This window comes from Paenibacillus sp. JZ16, assembly GCF_015326965.1.
Classification (GTDB): domain Bacteria; phylum Bacillota; class Bacilli; order Paenibacillales; family Paenibacillaceae; genus Paenibacillus_AQ.
Genome location: NZ_CP017659.1, coordinates 1,545,027 through 1,563,529 on the forward strand (window position 1 = coordinate 1,545,027; position 18,503 = coordinate 1,563,529).

Below are 18,503 nucleotides of genomic sequence, written 5' to 3' on the forward strand. Positions count from 1 at the left end.
TTGGGATACCCTCTTATTTGTTAAAAGCAGCCTTTTCTTTTATTTTACCCCAGATCATACCGCCATACCGAAACCATTACGGCACCATCGCCAGCTTCTCATGGTCCGGAGTTTCACTCTCCTCTTCTGAACCAACGACCGTCTCCCGCTTTAACTCCGCTGTTTCATCCAACTTTTTGCGCCCCATTACCGTTGCTGCCGCAAGCGCTAACGCTGCAGGAACGATAGCCCAAGCAAACGTAGCCGCAATGGAGGAAGCAAGCGAGTCCGAGATCGGCTTGAGCAGCTCGGCCGGAATCAGCGACCTCGTCTCCGGCGCCAATAAGATGTGAGGGTCCTTGAGATCGAATCCTTCAGGCAGCGACTCGGTGTTCATCACGCTCGATCCCGAGGATAAGGAACCGGCAAAGGATCGGCTCTGTATCAACCCGAACACCGTAATCCCAATCGTCATCCCAAGCGACCGCGTAAAGTTAAAGGTAGAACTCGCCATTCCACGCTGCTTATAGGATAAACCATGCATCACGGCAGTACTCAGCACGGAGAACGAGCCGCCGATGCCAAGCCCGATCAGCACCATGTACAGGGTTACGATGAACCTACTGGATTCCGCCGTTAGTGTCGAAGCAAGCACCATCCCTCCCGTGAACAGGACAAGCGTCGGGATCATGATGTTACGATACGATATTTTACTCATCAGAAAACCGCTCACCGTAGCCGTGATGACCGAACCCACCATCATTGGCAGCAGGACGAGCCCCGAGTTCGTTGCGCTTCCGCCAAGTACGCCTTGAATGAAGATTGGAATATACACGGAAGCCACGATGAAGGATCCTCCGCTGAATAAGCCGCACAGCACACTGGAGGTATAGAGTTTATTCTTGAACAAACGAAACGAAATGATCGGTTCTTCCGCCCTTCTCTCCGCAAGCACGAAGAGGACCAGCGTGACAAACGCCGCAGCAAACAACGTCAGGATAATCCAGGAATTCCACGCCAACTGCTTGCCGCCAAGCTCTAAAGCAAACATGAAACAGATCACGCCTGTCAGGAGCGTAGTGGCGCCCATCCAATCAATCGGCTGTTTGGAGCGTTCATGCGATTCTTTATAGAACAGCGTTACCATCATGAAAGCCACGATGCCGATTGGCAAATTAATATAGAATATCCACTGCCATGTAATCTGATCGGTAATATACGCACCTGCGAGCGGTCCGAATATGCTGGATAATCCGAACACGGCTCCGAATAACCCGGTAAGCTTACCCCGCTTTTCGAGGGGAACCGTATCGAACATAATCGCGAATGCAATCGGGATGAGCGCACCGCCACCAATACCTTGCACGGCACGATATAGCGCCAGTTCCGTAATGGAGTTCGCCGTACCGCACATCACGGAACCCAGCATAAATACAATCATCCCGAATACAAAAAACTTTTTGCGCCCATACATGTCGGACAGCTTGCCGAAGATCGGCATTCCCGCAAGCTCAGCGACCATATAAGCGGAGGTCACCCATACAAAATGATCAAGTCCTCCTAGCTCCCCGACGATATTCCCCATAGCGGTCGCTACGATCGTATTGTCCATGGAGGCCATTAATATGCCGAGCAGCAGGCCGGCAAGCACGATGGGTAATTTGTTGGTTGATTGTGTCTTCAAGTTCTCATACACTCCTTCTAAGTAGGTTTCCTTCTTCTTTACTGTCGTCATTGTAATTCAGAAAGTATGACAGGTGACTGTCACACTTTTATCCCCGATTCCTCTTTTTTTCAAAATACATATAAATACAGCCCAGAGACTTTATGCACTCATCCCTGGTAGCGTATAATCGGGATATCCAACTCATGAAGGAGGTTCATGTGGAATGAAGATCAGTGAATTATCGCAAATCAGTCAGGTCAGTGCACGCTCCATCCGGCATTATGAACAAAAAGGCCTGCTTGAAGCCCACAGGCTTGAGAACGATTACCGTCATTTCGACAGATCTGCCATCGAGCGGGTTAAAATGATTCAATTGTATTTGAAGCTGGGATTAACGACGGATCAAATCAGAGCTTTATTCAAAGGGGAAATCTCTTCTCCAGATGATTACGAGTACTGCGAGGAAATGCTGTCCATTTACCAAGAGAAGTTAAGTCATGTGGATGGTCAGATCGCTGCTCTCCATGAGTTGAAAAGGCTGCTTGAGCGGCAAATTTCCCTTACGATGAAGAAAAAGAACCAGGTCCCCGTCTAACGACATACGCGGCCCCGAGCGTCATGATGCTCGGGGCCGTTCTTTTCGATGATGAGATCCGTTATCTGCATACCTCCTTAACGTGTTAAAATAAAGGTGTACATCTGAAATGGAGGAAATCTACATATGGACAATTTCGAGAAAAATTTGGAGAAATACGCGGAGCTGGTCGTTAAGGTAGGCGTAAACATTCAGCCAGGCCAAGTGCTGATCGTCAATGCTCCAATCGAAACCGTAGAGTTGACACGCCGCATCGTGGCCAAGGCATACGATGCAGGTGCCAAATATGTGCAAGTCGACTGGGAAGATGAGAGAATCACCCGCATTCGCTACGAGAAAGCACCCACTGACTCCTTCGGTTATTATCCGCAGTGGCAGGCCGACGCCATGCAGCAGCTAGCCGAAGGCGGAGGAGCCATTCTGCGCATTAAGGTCCCGGATCCGGAGCTGTTCCGCGGCATTGATTCGACCAAAGTATCTACAGCCGTAAAAGCCGCTGCCGTAGCCAACGAGAAATACCAGGTTTACGTGCGCAACAATAAAATCAGCTGGTCGCTCATTAAAGCCCCTACCCGTGCCTGGGCCGATAAGGTATTCGCGGATCTTCCCGAAGAGGATCGGATTCAAGCCATGTGGGATGCGGTATTCCAGATGAACCGGGTGGGCAGCGAAGATCCGGTTGCCGCTTGGCGGGATCATATCGCTCAGCTGAAGCTGCGCCAGAACCACATGAATGCCAAACGCTATAAAGGCTTCCACTATCGTGCGCCTGGAACGGATCTGCGCGTGGACATGCCGGAAGGGTATCTCTGGCTCGGCGGCGGCGACGAGAATGAAGCCGGCGTATATTTCGTGGCGAACATGCCGACCGAAGAAATCTACACGATGCCGCACCGTACAGGCGTGAACGGAACCGTAACGAGTACGCTGCCGCTTAATCTAAACGGCCGCTTGGTGGAGGGCATGAAGCTCACGTTCAAGGACGGCAAGGTTGTCGAGTATGAAGCCGAATCCGGGCGGGAGCATCTCACAACACTGCTGGAAACGGACGAAGGCGCGTCTTATCTGGGAGAAATGGCACTCGTACCGCATGATTCGCCAATTTCCCAGCTGAACCGTGTCTTTTATAACACCGGTATCGATGAGAATGCGTCGTGCCATTTTGCGCTGGGCAGCGCCTACCCTGTCAATATCGAGGGCGGTACCAAAATGAGCAAGGAAGAACTTATAGCTAGCGGAGCCAATGTCAGTCTGACGCATGTTGATTTCATGATCGGATCGGCCGAGCTGGACATTGATGGCGTGCTGGCTGACGGCACGATTGAACCTGTATTTCGCGGTGGACGATGGGTTTAACTACACTCTAGATCCGTGTTCAGATTCACAGCTGTATACTTGAAACAAAGCCCTGCGGGAATTCGCGGGGCTTTACTAATATCCGTAACTCTTTGTGCTGATTTAAAAAGAAATAAACGAAGTCGATTTTTTTTACTTTACTTATATTGGAAGCGCTTTTATAATTTAATATAAAATAAAACATTTCACATAATTATGAATTAATATCGCAAGATGTTGGAGGTGATCCGGGAAAAGATAGGCGCTGCACGGATTAGCAATGCCCATTTCACAATGAAGGGAAGAGAACAATGATGAAACAAAAAGGGAAATGGCTTACCTCGCTTTTGCTTGCCATCAGTTTATGCACAGCAGGCACGCAGTCCGCTTTTGGTGCATTCTGGAACCTGAGCGGCGATATTGTTGTACATGACCCAACCATCATCAAGGAAGGAAACACATGGTACACTTTCTCTACCGGTCAGGGCATCCAACTGCTGAAATCGACCAACGGCACGAACTGGTCCAGATCGAACCAGGTATTTGCTTCCCCGCTGTCCTGGTGGAAAACCTATGTACCAAACCAAAGCACCAACGATCTATGGGCGCCCGATATTGAATATTTCAACGGCCGCTACTGGCTCTATTATTCGATCTCCTCCTTCGGTTCCAACACATCCGCTATCGGCCTGGCTTCCACGACCAGCATCTCCTCCGGCAATTGGCGAGATGACGGTCTCGTCACGCGTACGACCTCCTCCAATAATTACAATGCGATTGATCCGACGCTGACAATCGATAAGGACGGCAATCCGTGGCTGGCCTACGGCTCATTCTGGAGCGGACTCAAGCTGACCAGGCTTGATGCAAATACAATGAAACCGACCGGAAACCTGTATTCCATTGCCTCACGCCCGAACAACGGAGGGGCCGTTGAAGCGCCTACCATCGTTTATAGAAACGGTTACTATTATCTGTTCGCCTCCTTCGATTCCTGCTGCCAAGGGGTCAACAGCACCTACAAAATCGCTTACGGCCGTTCCACCAGCATAACAGGTCCATACGTGGACAAGAACGGTACCAGCATGTTGAATGGCGGCGGCACGATTATGGACAGCGGGAATGCAGTGTGGAAAGGTCCCGGACATCAGGATGTCTATAATAACCTCATTATTAGACATGCGTATGACGCAACCGATAACGGCACGCCGAAGCTGCTCATCAATGATTTGAACTGGGATTCCCAGGGCTGGCCCACTTATTGACTGCTCCATACCCATAATATGAATCTTCCTTAGACATCCACCCGAAAAAGGCTGACACTAAAGCTCCAGCTCTAGTGTCAGCCTCTCTTCCGTTCTTATTTCTTACTTCTTCTCCATGATATCCAGCATACGAAGAATCATCATGACGGCTTCCGCCCGGGTCGCGGATTCCCGTGGGGCGAACCGGTTACCTAAGCGCCCATTCACGATGCCAGCCGCGGTGGCGGCAGCGATTTCCTTCTCTGCCCAAGCCGGAATGGCTTTCTGATCAAGGAATTCCGTTTCTGCTTCTGGTAAGGAAAGGCCCAGATAACGTGTGATCAGGACAGCCATTTCAGAACGGTTGACAGGTTGATTCGGTCTGAATGTGCCATCTTGATATCCCTTCACAATACCTTCGGATACAGCCCATTGAATCGCTTTAAGCGCCCAGGTTCCGATGAGGGAACTGTCTTTGAAATTCAGCTTCCCAGCATCCCCTTGTCCATTCAATGCTTTGAACATCATCACCATAAATTCAGCGCGTGTTACTTGCCGGTCCGGCTTAAAGGTAAGATCCGGATAGCCGTCCACAATACCGAGCTGAACGGCTTCCTCTATCGCCGACGAAGCCCAATGTCCCGCGATGTCGGTTAACATCACTGGCTTTGGCTCCGGCTTCGGTTCTTCGGTCCCCGGCTTCGCCTTACGATGAATGGTTAACTGGTAAGTTCGGGTCGTACCGTTCTCAGCCCGAATCATCAGCTTCAACAGGTTATCCCCTTCCTTCAGCTCGATAACCTGATCCTTCTTCAGGGATTCTTCCCCCAGAAGGACTGTTGCCTTGTTATGCGCCGCATCCACACGGAGCTGCACGGATTCGGCTTCCGTCTCAAGTCGGTACTCTGTCGTATTCTCATTAAATGCAGGGGTGAGTTCCGCTGCTTTGCCGCCGATGATCACTTCGAGTCCTTTTAAACGGTTGTCTCCAGATAATACGTGGCCTCCAGAGGATCCCGATCCCGACTCTGATCCCGATGATGGCGGGTTCTCCGTTGAAGGTACCACCGAAGCGTTATAGGTACGGATCGCGGCTTGCAGAGCGCTGATCGCAGCTTGTACTTCCTTGGCTGTTGCCTGATCCTGCTGCGCTATGGCGCTGGCTCTTTCAATGGCAGCACGGAGTGCAGACCTTGCTTCTGCCGGATACTGCCCCGGCGATGTGCCTTCCTTTGTTTCGTCAAGCCTTTGCTGTGCCGATGCGATTAATCCGATTAACTCGCTCTTGTCTACTGCTGCTGCCGGCGTTGTAACCGACTTATGAAGTCCGGCGCTCTCTCCCGCAGCGTTATAGGCTTTCACGGTAAAATGATATCGGGTGTCAGGAACCAAACCGGAAGCGGTATGCGAATACACATCATTTGTCACGGTAACAACCGGTTCACTCTGCCCTTTCAGATATACACGATATCCATCCACGCCATCATCTGCGGTCGCTTCCGGCCAGCTCATGGATACAGCGTCTGATGTGATGTTCGAAAATTCAAGCTCCCCGGCTGTCCACACTGGCGCTCCCGGAATGTCTACGGCTTGAGTGACGACCGTTAATATCTCACTCGGAGCCGATTCCGTGCCTTGCTTGTCCACGGCGGTTACTTTGAATTCATACAGCGTGTCCGGGGTCAGCCCCGTCGCTTCATATACGCTATCCGTGACCGTTGCTACGCGCTCTCCGTCCTGATATACATTATAATTCATCGCTTGTTGGTCTGGACTGCTCACGGGATCCCAACCGATTTGAACCGTTGACGATGTCACATTCAGTGCTTTCAGGTTGGTCGGAGCGTCTGGATTCCCTCCATCTGTCGTGAATGTCCACACATCCGAAAGGGTTCTCCCCCCGAATTTGTCTTGTGCGACGACATACCACGAATAAGTTCCATCGGATTGCAGTCCTGCCCATTGCTGAACAACCTCAGTGCCGCTAGCTACGTTCTGCGGCGTACCGATGGACTCTCCTCTCAGATGATTCACTTGGATCGAATCCGTTGCTACCCGCTTTAATTTCGGTTCAAGATCCAGATTCATCTTGAACTCATCCGAGCCATTCGTATAATAATTGTACTTGTCCAGATAAGGAGAGTACGTATTCACGTAAATCTGATTGCTATCCTTATCAAAATGCAGCAGTCTCAAGTAACCACTCCCGCCATCGGCATGTCCTTGATAGTCTGCCAGCATCTGATATACGGTTCTGTCCGCAGTACCGTCACCATTATCATCCAATTCATTTTTAAGCAGACTGGCTCCCGTGTAATGGCCGCTTAGAACGGCAACCACGTTGGGATTCGGTACGACAACTTCCTTGTACAATTTGTTGCCTATACCGGAACGAGTTCCGTTCGCGAGCATGTAATCGTGGAAATTCAGAAATGCGATACGGTCCGGATATTCTGCGAGAACCTCGTTCATCCACTTTATGTCCTCGTCTTCAACGCCCCATCCCATATACATCATGATAAAGTCGTTGCCTTCAACGGATACAAGGTCATAATGTCCGCGATTGTCCTTGTAGGAACCTCCGTAATATGGCTGATTCTTGTAACGGTTCTCCCCGAAATATTGACTGTAGGTCGTGTAGTCCCAATCGTAGCTTCCCACATCATGATTTCCGGCGAGCACGCCATGCGGCAGATTTGCATCCTCCAGCATCTTCATGTAATCATCGGCACGTTTCCATTGATACTCAGCTGTCGGGTCGTTCACGATATCACCGGTATGGAACAAATATTTGATGTTCATATCATCGATGGAATCGACAATCCAGTTGAATTGCTTCTGCTGAATATGCGGGTACAGCTCCGTTAAGAATTGGGTATCCGATACCCAAACAAAAGTGTAGTCATAATCTCCACGTGAAGGGATTTCATCCTGTACAATGACATCCACTTTGCTGTTTTGTACGTAGTCTGCTGCCGACAGTTCGCCTCGAAGGGTAAAATCATCTTCAGACTGCGCAATATGTTTGGTGATCTCCATCCACTTATTCAGGTTGTGGTTCCACGCATACATCGTGACCTTGCGGCCCGACACCGTATGTCCTTCCCAAGTAACTTCAACGCGGTCACCCGGCTCCACGGCATGCTCCAGCTCTACCTCAAACCGGATATACGGGAACTGGGACGTGGAATCCACCGTGACATATTGATCGTTGGATTCAGCTACCAGCTTCAATTCCTCTTCGGTCAGCGCGGTTTCGCCAGCCGGGAACCTATCCTTAGGAGGCTCTTCATCCGAGGCGTACTTGGATAACTTTACCCGATCGCCACTTAATGCATGATACGGATATGCCTGGTGGAAAGAGACCTCAAGCTCGTCATCCGATGGATCGCTGACTTGAACCTTAAGCTCCGGCGATAACCCGGTTCCGCTCTCCATATCTGCTGGTGAGACCAATTCGGGTGCATTCGGATGCTCCGGTGCGGTGTTAAACGTTACCGTACGTTCCGAGATGTTGCCAATCTTATCCACTGCCCGAATGTCCAGCTTATGGACGCCTGGTTCAAGCTCGGACGATGAAGTATCGTATGGCACCTGGATGGCTCGACCATCTAGCAGTACCTCCACCTGTTCAACGCCGGATACGCTATCCTGTGCAGTCACATCAATGGGAATGCTTCCCTTATAGCTCTTGCCCTCTTCAACAGTCACGTTAATTTCGGGTCCATTGTTATCTACCTGAATGTTGGCCATTGCTTCAGACTTACCCTTTACATGCAAATCAACCTTGTGCTGCCCGTCTGTAACCGTCGTGGTATCCCATGCGTAAGAGAGGGCTTTTACCTTATCGGCAGAAATATCAAATTGAAACGTTACAAATGGCAGAAACCGTCCATCGTCCCCTAGGTCATGAATAAGCGCAGGATCGCTAAATTGCGGATCCCGGATTTCTGTTCCGTCTCCTATCAACAGCCGTACGTTGCGGACATTAAAATCATCCATATTCCCCGTCGGCTTGTCATCCTCGAAATAGGTCTTCTCATTATCGCCGGCCCGCAGGGTAATTTCGTTTGTGCCGCTTGTCAGCCATTGCGGTTCGACGGGGACAACGATGGTTTGATAACCGTCAATATTCGGCTCGGTCTTGAACAGAACGTTCTTGCCTACGGTCACCGTGTTGATCCCATCGTCAATACCATCGCCTTCAAAAACAAAATAAGCGGAATGCTCCATAACGGCTGAACCTTGAACCGGCTGCCCGTCGATATGAAGCTCGAGATCCGCAGGCTCTGCCCCGTCTGCCGCACCCCGAATATACGTTATCCCGGTGACGGTCTGTTGATCGTCAACATTCAGGCTGGCGCTGGCCCCGTTCCCCGTGAGGTCGACTTCATATTTAGGACTCTCTACTTTCTTAAAGGTATTGGATACCGTGAAAAAGTACTCCAGCTTGTTGTGTCCCAGCAGCTCCAGATAAGAAATCGTATGACGAAGGCCTTGCTTCCCGTCCTGAAGCTGTACAACCTTGTAATCGTTCTGTCCATCGACACGATAAGATAGCGCAAGTGAAGTAACCATATGATCATCGTGCGCTTCTGCCGTAATCTCCAGATTTTCGCCCGGCTCCACATTGGTCGTTGTCGTCCGGTTGGTGACCGCCGGTTCCTTGGTCACATCAATATGTACCGGCTCCGCAGGCACCTCGGAATGCTGCAGCGAACCCGGCGTAGCCTTATGCTCCAGCTGGGAGATCCGCTGCATCTTCAGGCTGCCATCTTCGGGATACTTATAGAAAATCCCCTGATCGGCTTTGTTATGAACCTCCCCGTCATTGTAAAATGCGGACACGATCGGACGGCCGGTATTTGTTACAACCACGAGCTCCCGCATGCGTGAATTGGACATGCCGCCTGAGAATATTTTGACAACATCGGTGTTTTCAATCAGATTGGTGCCGTAGTTTTTATTAAAATCAGCAATCGTGGATTTGCTGTTCTGAGCATTAATGATCCAGAACACCAGCGTGCCTCTGGATGGAATCTTCACCTCATCGGGAACATGAGCCCAAAGGGTATCACTCTCCAAGTAACGATAACGAATTTTGTAATGGCTGAAATCGATGTCTTGATCGGTATTGTTATATACTTCAATAAATTCATATCCGTCGGCGGTTCCTACATTCGTGGAATCAGGAACAAGCTCGGTGATCAGGAGTTCAGGCACGTTGGTAGGCGCGGTGGATGACTGGGCTGAAGCCTGTCCTGCGAAACCGGTAAACGAGGCCGACAACACGATACAGAGGATCAAGAAGCAGGATATACATCGATTCAGGACGATCTTAGACAATGGAAAACCTCCTAGAAATGATTTTTTGAACAATCAATTCAGTTTCCCAATTCTCCAGGTCTCCATGGGATCTCCAAATTTTAATTAAAGCGCTTTCAATATCAAATCCCTCACTCTATCAGATTTAGGCTATTCCCTTGAGAGATCCATTTAGCACGTCACCTCCTAAGATCAATAATTGCATATTCCCTTCGTTTTTTAAACCACTTTATGTAAAATCTGATAAATGATACGCAAGTCCCGGAAATCAGCTAGCCTTCTAGTAAAATAGGATAATATCCGAACAGACCTTCATCACTATATCTTAAGTAAGCATCCATATCTCAAGATCCACAAACGAAACCGGCATGGCGTTTAAAGATCATTACTTCCGATCTATTCATTTCTTATCCGTTTCATCTTTGAGCAAGCATTGTTCATCATCCTTTCTCATAGGATGCAGTTTGTGCTTATTCTGCACAAAAAAAAGACCCCGCGAATGATATCGCAGGATCCTTATCAGTGGGAAGCGAATTTGTTATTCATTATGCAGCAATTTTCCAATTGCTAGGGTGCCTTACCAGAAAAGAATCGAAGAAACTTCGCTCTCCTTCTCCTTTTACGAGTGTTCATGGCGAATCAACTTCCTTTCGGAATGACATGATGTTCTTCCGTCCGTCGATTGACAATACCACTTCCCACTTGTTCTATATTTACCCGGTTCTCGGGAAGTGAAACATTTTTGACCCGAACTTTCTTTGAATATGGAGATCAGCTATGTACCCCTTTATTTGTTTAAATGATTGCGGCTGCTCACACACTCTTCATTGTCTGGGACAGTTGTACCAGCTTGTTCATCGTTTTCCAATTCCGCATCGTCATCGGCACGCCGAGCTTCGACAACTGAACCGCCAGCTTGGAATTCCGAACGCTTTCCTTGAACAGCAAGTAAACCTCTTCACCGATCACCTCGAAGATTTCCTTTTCGTTCACATAAAGCTTTAATTTCTCCACATCTTCAACAGCAGGCGCTTCCGTCAGCATGGCAACATAAAGACTCTCAAACTCCGATGCTGCCTCCGCTTGACGCAGCGTTTCTTCCGAAAATGGACAGTTCCGAACGATCCCCTCGATTTCCTCGGAGGTTCTAAGGATCACCGATATCGGGAAGCCGAACGTTTCAAATATGCCCTGCTCGATTTGAACGCGCAGCGTTTCCTTGGATTCCCCGGATTCAAAGAGCACGTTTCCGCTCTGGATGTAGGTCTGCACGCGAGCTAGTCCCCTAGATTCAAGCATCTTTCTTAAATCGGCCATCTTGATTTTATTGTGTCCGCCTACGTTGATCCCTCTAAGCAACGCAATATAGATTGTCATTAGGGCATCCTTTCCAGAATCAGACCTGCCGTCTTCTCCCCGTTCGCAATGCAATCCGGTATCCCCACTCCATAATAGGAGCATCCCGCCAAAATAACGTTAGGATACAGGTCATCCATTTTCTGTTCTAATGATTCCACGATTTGCCGGTGCTTCAAATGATAATTCGGCATATTGTCATGCCATTTGGTGACTTCACAAGAGATCGGCTCAGCCTTAATGCCAAGGCTTTGGCTGATATCCCCCATCCCGATCTGTTTCAATTCTTGATCGGATAACTGGATCAGCTCCTCATAATGCGGATTGGAGCTCTTGTAGAACAATCGCATCAATAACCGCTTGTTCTCGGAGGTATGCTCCCATTTCCGGCTCGTCCAGGTGCAAGCATCACACTTCAACCGGGTTCCCTTGGCCGTAATGAATCCCGTTCCATCATAGGGAAGCTCTTCGTCTTGAATGTCATAGGCAAGATACACGCTGATGAGCGATTTGGTATACATCTGGTCAAAGTCCTCATTAAGCAGCGGATCTTGCAGCAAATCCTTCGCGGCGGATCCCAGCGTGCTTAAAACAACAAAATCAGCTTCAAGCTTTTCGCCATTTGCCAACGTCACCCCGTAGCCGCTGGCTGCTTTCTCCAGCTTCTCTGCGGCAACGCCTTTGTATATCTTCGCGCCTGCTTGGATCACGGTCCGTTCCAATGCATCAATCAATACGGAGACTCCGTCTTTGAAGGAAAGAAATTTCTTATTGCCCGAGCCAAGGAATTTCTGTTTATTCTCGGCCAAACCGCCCATGATGCTGCCGTACGTATTTTTGTACTCCAGCAAATAGGGAAACGTTGACGCAATTGTCAGGTCATGAAGCTCCCCGGAATAGACGCCCGATATGACCGGAGCGATCTGATTCTGAACGATTTCCTTGCCAAGGAAGGCTTCAAGGAACTCCCCCAAAGAATCGTCCTTGGTATACGTTTCATTCGGCGTGTAATAGTCCTTGAGCGCCTCCACCTTCCCCTCGGCAGACACAAGCTCGCTTTCGGCCAAGGATTTCAGGCTAAGCGGTATGCCGAATACGCTCTCATCCGGGATTCTTTTCAAACCTGCAGTCGTATATATGAAAGAAGTCCCCGTGGCGTTATACACAATCTGGTCTGTTAACTGAAGCTCCTCCAGAAGTGGTGCCACATTCGTTTTCCGGGATACGATCGAATCCGCTCCGGTTTCCATAATAAATTCACCGTTCTGAACGGTGCGGATTTTGCCTCCGAGCGTTTCACTTGCCTCGATAAGCACCAGTTCCATATTCTGTTGAAGGTGCTTCAACTCTTTTTGCAGATAGTATAAGGTCGAAAGTCCGGTAATGCCGCCGCCGATAACTACGGTAGTTGTCACTGTACATACACCTCTATTATGTAGGTTCATAACATCTTAATCATGATTGTTACCATTGTATCCAATTTCTAAGTATATCATAGAGCCCGTGCTTCCGAGGGACGCCATTCCCTCAATATTGTGAACAGAACCGTTCACTACTACGACTTCCCGCCCGCCCCGCGAGAAAACCCACCATTAGTACAGGCGTATTGCTCCTTAGTGCACGTACGGGGTCCAGGAGCATGCTTGGAGGGTTGTTGACAGCAAAAAACCCCGCGAGATCACTCGCAGAGTTTTTTTCGTGGGAAGCGGTCTTTTCTATTCTAACGCAATCGTTCCATTGCTTAAGGTGTACTTTGGAATCATTCAGATTGTGTCGTCCTTATTCCTCGTCATGTTGTACATGGGTATCAAATCCTTTCGGTAATTCCGACTTAACGTCTTGTTATCCGTCTGGTGTTGATGTGTGTTTCCACTTCCCACTTAGGATATATATACCCGGTGCATGGATGGTGAAACAGTTTTATCATCTTTCTCGCTTCGCCAGGAACTTTATTTGTCCTCGGTCAATACTTCAAGCAAGCCCGCCGGAAGCTCATACTTGCGGTTGTTGATCTGAATGCTCTTCAGTTCCTCCAGCAGCGAATCATCGCTTTCCGAGTCCTTAATGGCCTGCACCTCGTGGTGCAATTGCTCCATCTGACGGTCCAGCGCGTTAGCCGTATCCGCAGCCTTCTTAAGCTCTTCCAGCAGATGCTGAGGAACGGACTTATTATATTTGTAGAAAATTTTATGCTCCAAACTCGCCCAGAAATCCATGGCAATGGTTCGAATTTGGACTTCAACGCATACCTTCTCCACCCGATCGGAGAAAAAAACAGGCACTTCCACTAACAGATGCAGGCTTTGGTATCCGTTCGGCTTCGGATTCTTGATATAATCCTTGACGTTTAACACCGTTAAATCGCTCTGCTTCTGCAGCATGTCGCTAATTTTGTAAATGTCGGTTATGAATGAGCAGGTGATTCTTAGACCCGCAATGTCTTTGATATTATCTTCTATGGAGCTAAGAGAGATGTTTCCGCCTTTTCGGAGCAGCTTCTTCATGATGCTCTCCGGCGATTTCAGGCGGGATTTCGTATGTTCGATCGGGCTATAATCATGAAGAGCCTGGAACTCCTCTTTTAATATCTCCATTTTGGTTTCAATCTCATCTAAAGCGAATTTGTATTTCATCATGAATCGGGTAATTTCATTCCGAATGATTTTGAGCTGTTCGATTTGCAAAGAATTCATGGGATACTTCCTTTCGATTGTGTGATTCAGAGCCGTGATGACTCAAGTAGTAAATAAAAACAAAACACGCTGCTAACATTCCAGAAGTTCTGTTCCCTCTTTAAATAGTAGTTGATATTGAGGTGCAACTGCAACTTTAGTGTTGTAACGTCAAAAAGACGCTGCAACCGGAAGGTCGCAACGTCTTTTATCTTATGCCAACATCGTGCTGCTTGATATCGCTGTGCCACCTATCTTTGTACCGCTGGCACCCCGCCCCGCTTCTGAGCCGCTATCTGCGGATACGCTATGCCCAGCAGGATCACGATAACCCCGATCCATTGCAGCGCAGTCACCTGCTCGCTCAGCACCAGCACCGATGCAATAACGGCAACGGGCAGCTCTCCGGCACCAAGGATGGTTGCCAATCCCGTACTGATTTTGGGCGCACCGAGTGCGAATAGCAGTACTGGAAGAACAACGCCGAATACGCCTAAGATTAAGCCGAACAGCCATAACCCGTTGTCAAACAGGGATATCTCCGTGTACGCTTTCGGCGTGAACAGGATCGTCAGCAGAATAAGCCCACCCGTTGAGGTATAAAAGCTCCGGGTAATGGGTGACATCTGCGTCTCGACCCGGCCGCTGAAGAAGACAAACAAAGCCATCATCAAAGCCGCGGTCAGTCCCAATATTGCCCCTTTCCAATTCAATTGAATCTCGCCTGCACCCAACATCCCCCCAGCCATCATCGTCCCGACGAACAGGATGATAACGGAGATGACGGTGGATTTATCCGGCCATTGCCGTTTTACAACAGCTTCGATAATGACACCGATCCAGGTGAATTGAAATAGAAGCACGACGGCGATCGATGCCGGAATGCTCTGAAGGGCAAGGTAATACGTGACGCCTGTAAGGCATGTACATAACCCAACCCCGGCTAGCCTTAGGAATTGCTTGCCCGTGACCTTATGTCGTCCAAAAAACAGCATCAGCAACAGCAGAATGAGCCAGCCTGTCCCGAATTGGCTGATCATCACCTCCTGAAATAGGAACCCTTCCTGGTAAGCAAGCTTTACAACCGTTGACAGAATTCCGAAACAGCAGGCTCCCAAAAATACGAAGAATGAATTTTTCAACAAATGCAACAACGTGAAACTCCCCCTTACGCAACAAAAAACCCCACTTTCACTGTTTTGGAATCCAGAAAACAGTAAAAAGTGGGGTTGGCTCTGTTTGATATTGAATTATGGTCTTATCTTAAGACAAAACCTCAACATTGTAAATACCAACCACTAATTAAGAAGACAACTTTGCAAAGATCTCTTTCAATTTAGCAACGGCTTCGATCTCCAGAGCTTTAATATCCTCTACCAGCGTTATCGCAGTCATAGCTTGATCCTCCGAATTAGGCTCTCCGCCTACCGGAAATGGGAACATCTGATGCAGGACACTGAATTTCTCGCACATTCCCGTATATAACACGCTGGCTTCTTTAAACTGCTGCGTGAGCTCCGGTCCTTCGGTATTCGCATCCGGCCATGCTGCTATCAGTTCCTTGAAGAACTCAGCAGCGTAATACCGGGCATCTCTTAATACCTCGATGTTGTATGCATGGCCGTTCGGTTCGATCTTCCGCCCCTGCAGCGATTCGATCCAAGCATCGTATGCCGCAATCCCCTTCACTGCCGTCGGAACCACGCTTTCTTTCCCCTCATATTGTTCGATGGCAGTTTCAAGCGCAAGTCGAAGCTGCTGTTGAAGCGTTAAATCGACCGATCCCTCAATGGCCAGAACGAACAGCTCTTCCATTACACTCCTTCCGAGATTCTCATAAGGGAGCGTATCCGCTTTTCCGCATACTTCCCCATAGAGGGTTCTGGTCTCATCGTCATAGCCATACAGCGTACCAAATTCAGGGAAGAAAATATCCCATGCCAGCACAGGGTATCCGCGGTCCAGCGAGCTATGAATCAAATCAAGGGCCCTTGGCAGCTCCTGATGAATGCTGCGCTTGCCCATGGCACTCTTCTCCAAGGCAGATGGATCCAGCAGATTGGCATTGGTACCGATGCCGCCCGACATGCCGTCGATGAATTTGGAATGGAAGCCGATATTATGAAGACCCCGGGATAATACTTCACCAAAAAAATACGCGGTCGGACCTGCAATGTGAACCTGATCCGGAATGATGTTAATTCGGAATGCATGACCTGTCAGCCCCATAACCATCGGCAGGGATAGCTTCCGATCTGTAAATTGCAGCATTTTATACGTGGCATCCGCAGCAGTTGTCCAAGTTTTGATTTCTTTCAACGATCCTTCGTACTGTAGAATCTTCTTATTCATAATTCCCAAGTCCCTTCTCGTCTTAATATAAGAGTCAACGGTTACGCGAATTTTTTCTTGGATCACTTTCTTCCGCGATCTCGAAATAATCTGATACACATTGGCTGAAGAGAGCTGAAACAAGTCAGCAATTTCTTGCGGGGACAGCTGATCGAAAAAATGAGATTCGAAAATAAGCCGTTCGCGTGGCTTCAGGCGTTGAATGATGTTCGTTAAAACACGCAGCGTCTCTTGCTGGACGATTCGTTCCTCCGGTACGTTGAATCCTGCGGCCGCTTCGGCTGAAGAATGATGGAGCCTTCCCAGAATGCTGTCCAGACTATTCCACTGATCTGCACTCCCGGCACTATCATACCTTCCCCTGCCTTCAAGCTCGGTGAATGTCTGCTCTTTCATCGCGGAGCTTCCCTTAAGCCGGGTATAGGCCTGATTCCGTACGATCCGCTGCACCCAGGGCAGGAAACGCCGGGTATCGACCAGTTTGCCCAAGTGCAAAAATGCCCGGACCAATGCATCCTGTACAACGTCCTCTGCCAGGTAGGACTCCCGGGTTATAGCTCTGGCATAGCCATAAACCTTGGACCGATGACGCCGAACAAGCTCACCGAAAGCTTCCCGCTCCCCTGCCTGCGCATGTTTCACCAACTCCTGATCTTCCATCTCATCCCACTGGACCGTTCTGTCTGCTGTCGTATCCAATTGCTCAAACCCTCTTTCGTATCGTTGACTACTTATATGACCAGAGAAGTTCGTTATTTCTGACAACGTAATTGAAAAATATTATACCTTTTTTTGATTAAGCCTGGTGCCATGATACAAAGATAACCTCGCCATATTGCGCGGCGAAGTCCTGTCCCTTTTTTTCATTCCGCGATTAAGTTAAATATGTCAGAATATAGTCCTTACAGGCAATGGACAAAAGATGCCCAATAATGCGACAATATACTCTGCATGTCATATCTTATATCGTAAGAATAACGAAATTTGTATCACTACACTAAAAGAAGCAACATTGTACTTATAGGAAGGGAACGAAAGCATGGCTCAATTATTTTTTAAGTACGGCTCCATGAACAGTGGTAAATCCATCGAAATTTTGAAAGTCGCCCATAACTACGAAGAACAGAACAAACCGGTGCTCCTTTTTACATCCGCTATCGATGACCGGGATGCCGTTGGGTATGTGTCCTCACGAATCGGCCTGCGACGCGAAGCGATACCTATAACCGATACGACCGATATCTATGGGATTGTGAAGGAGCATCAGCCTAAGCCATACTGCGTTCTCGTTGACGAATGCCAGTTCCTCTCCAAGGACAGCATCCTGCAGCTCGTTCGGATCGTAGATGAGCTTAACGTGCCTGTCATGGGCTTCGGCTTGAAGAATGATTTCCGGAACGAGCTGTTTGAAGGCAGCCGCTGGATGCTGATTTACGCCGATAAAATCGAGGAAATGAAAACGATCTGCTGGTTCTGCGAACGTAAAGCGATCATGAACCTTCGCGTCATTGACGGTAAACCCGTATATGCCGGCGAGCAGATCCTGATCGGAGGGAATGATACCTACTTCCCTGTTTGCCGCAAATGTCATACCAATCCCCCTTTATCATAGGACTTTTACGAACAATCCACCATTCAAAACGTAAGGAGTAGGATGACCCATGCCGATAGTCAGACCGCTATTAACCGACCAGGACTTTCAGGAAGTTATGGAGCAGCAGACCCGTATACGCATCTTCAAGGATAATCATCTGATTGACTCCGGCAGTATCGTCATCCGATTCACCGACGAAACCGTCATTACGCAATCCAGCGTCAGCTCGCTCGGCTATCATAAGCGGGATGAATGCGAATTTTTTGAAGTACGGAAATGACATATGGATGGCCTGAGCGCTTTTAGATTGACGGCTTTCATGGAGCTTCGATCAGACACTCAGGCAATCCCCTCTCTTCGATCAGTGCTTTTTCAGTATACAGTC

12 protein-coding genes are annotated in these 18,503 nt (G+C 48.7%); 5 read left to right on the forward strand and 7 right to left on the reverse strand.

What is annotated here, in order from left to right; genetic code table 11:
- Positions 1 to 76 precede the first annotated feature (76 nt).
- Complete coding sequence (locus BJP58_RS06805) at positions 77 to 1,663, reverse strand: MDR family MFS transporter (RefSeq protein ID WP_194543335.1); 1,587 nt, start codon at positions 1,661 to 1,663, stop codon at positions 77 to 79.
- Between the two features lie 205 nt (positions 1,664 to 1,868).
- Between BJP58_RS06805 and BJP58_RS06810 the strand changes: the two genes are divergently transcribed.
- From BJP58_RS06810 to BJP58_RS06820, 3 genes are all read left to right on the forward strand, one after another.
- Positions 1,869 to 2,240, forward strand: a complete 372-nt coding sequence (locus tag BJP58_RS06810; protein WP_194543336.1) for a MerR family transcriptional regulator — start codon at positions 1,869 to 1,871, stop codon at positions 2,238 to 2,240.
- Between the two features lie 126 nt (positions 2,241 to 2,366).
- On the forward strand, positions 2,367 to 3,596 hold the full coding sequence (locus BJP58_RS06815; protein WP_194543337.1) for an aminopeptidase: 1,230 nt from the start codon (positions 2,367 to 2,369) through the stop codon (positions 3,594 to 3,596).
- 293 nt (positions 3,597 to 3,889) lie between these two features.
- Positions 3,890 to 4,840 carry an arabinan endo-1,5-alpha-L-arabinosidase AbnA gene (locus tag BJP58_RS06820; RefSeq protein WP_199341210.1) on the forward strand — a complete coding sequence of 317 codons (951 nt, stop codon included), beginning with the start codon at positions 3,890 to 3,892 and terminating at the stop codon, positions 4,838 to 4,840.
- 102 nt (positions 4,841 to 4,942) lie between these two features.
- On the opposite strand, the gene BJP58_RS06825 is transcribed toward BJP58_RS06820, so the two are convergent.
- From BJP58_RS06825 to BJP58_RS06850, 6 genes are all read right to left on the reverse strand, one after another.
- Complete coding sequence (locus BJP58_RS06825; RefSeq protein WP_194543339.1) at positions 4,943 to 10,165, reverse strand: S-layer homology domain-containing protein; 5,223 nt, start codon at positions 10,163 to 10,165, stop codon at positions 4,943 to 4,945.
- Positions 10,166 to 10,957: 792 nt separating this feature from the next.
- On the reverse strand, positions 10,958 to 11,521 hold the full coding sequence (locus tag BJP58_RS06830) for a DUF1697 domain-containing protein (RefSeq protein WP_194543340.1): 564 nt from the start codon (positions 11,519 to 11,521) through the stop codon (positions 10,958 to 10,960).
- Positions 11,521 to 12,915: a protoporphyrinogen oxidase gene (locus BJP58_RS06835; RefSeq protein ID WP_194543341.1), complete on the reverse strand. Its 1,395-nt coding sequence runs from the start codon at positions 12,913 to 12,915 to the stop codon at positions 11,521 to 11,523. The genes BJP58_RS06830 and BJP58_RS06835 overlap by 1 nt, the downstream gene beginning before the upstream one ends.
- A 534-nt stretch (positions 12,916 to 13,449) precedes the next feature.
- Positions 13,450 to 14,193 carry a GTP pyrophosphokinase gene (locus tag BJP58_RS06840; RefSeq protein WP_100537787.1) on the reverse strand — a complete coding sequence of 248 codons (744 nt, stop codon included), beginning with the start codon at positions 14,191 to 14,193 and terminating at the stop codon, positions 13,450 to 13,452.
- A 230-nt stretch (positions 14,194 to 14,423) separates the two neighbouring features.
- Complete coding sequence (locus BJP58_RS06845) at positions 14,424 to 15,326, reverse strand: EamA family transporter (protein ID WP_194543342.1); 903 nt, start codon at positions 15,324 to 15,326, stop codon at positions 14,424 to 14,426.
- Positions 15,327 to 15,474: 148 nt separating this feature from the next.
- Positions 15,475 to 17,223 (reverse strand): RNA polymerase sigma factor, encoded by a 1,749-nt coding sequence (locus BJP58_RS06850; protein WP_194543343.1) that lies wholly within the window; start codon positions 17,221 to 17,223, stop codon positions 15,475 to 15,477.
- Between the two features lie 340 nt (positions 17,224 to 17,563).
- Here BJP58_RS06850 and BJP58_RS06855 point away from each other — a divergent pair, with 340 nt between their 5' ends.
- Both BJP58_RS06855 and BJP58_RS06860 read left to right on the forward strand, forming a co-directional pair.
- Complete coding sequence (locus tag BJP58_RS06855) at positions 17,564 to 18,136, forward strand: thymidine kinase (protein WP_194543344.1); 573 nt, start codon at positions 17,564 to 17,566, stop codon at positions 18,134 to 18,136.
- Positions 18,137 to 18,185: 49 nt separating this feature from the next.
- Complete coding sequence (locus BJP58_RS06860) at positions 18,186 to 18,398, forward strand: hypothetical protein (RefSeq protein ID WP_194543345.1); 213 nt, start codon at positions 18,186 to 18,188, stop codon at positions 18,396 to 18,398.
- Positions 18,399 to 18,503 lie beyond the last annotated feature (105 nt).

What these genes read in the sequence shown, in the direction of transcription:
- BJP58_RS06810 (WP_194543336.1), top strand. Translation starts at nt 1,869, where the DNA reads ATGAAGATCAGTGAATTATCGCAAATCAGTCAGGTCAGTGCACGCTCC.
- BJP58_RS06820 (WP_199341210.1), top strand. Translation starts at nt 3,890, where the DNA reads ATGAAACAAAAAGGGAAATGGCTTACCTCGCTTTTGCTTGCCATCAGT.
- BJP58_RS06830 (WP_194543340.1), bottom strand. Translation starts at nt 11,521, where the DNA reads ATGACAATCTATATTGCGTTGCTTAGAGGGATCAACGTAGGCGGACAC.
- BJP58_RS06815 (WP_194543337.1), top strand. Translation starts at nt 2,367, where the DNA reads ATGGACAATTTCGAGAAAAATTTGGAGAAATACGCGGAGCTGGTCGTT.
- BJP58_RS06860 (WP_194543345.1), top strand. Translation starts at nt 18,186, where the DNA reads ATGCCGATAGTCAGACCGCTATTAACCGACCAGGACTTTCAGGAAGTT.
- BJP58_RS06855 (WP_194543344.1), top strand. Translation starts at nt 17,564, where the DNA reads ATGGCTCAATTATTTTTTAAGTACGGCTCCATGAACAGTGGTAAATCC.
- BJP58_RS06840 (WP_100537787.1), bottom strand. Translation starts at nt 14,193, where the DNA reads ATGAATTCTTTGCAAATCGAACAGCTCAAAATCATTCGGAATGAAATT.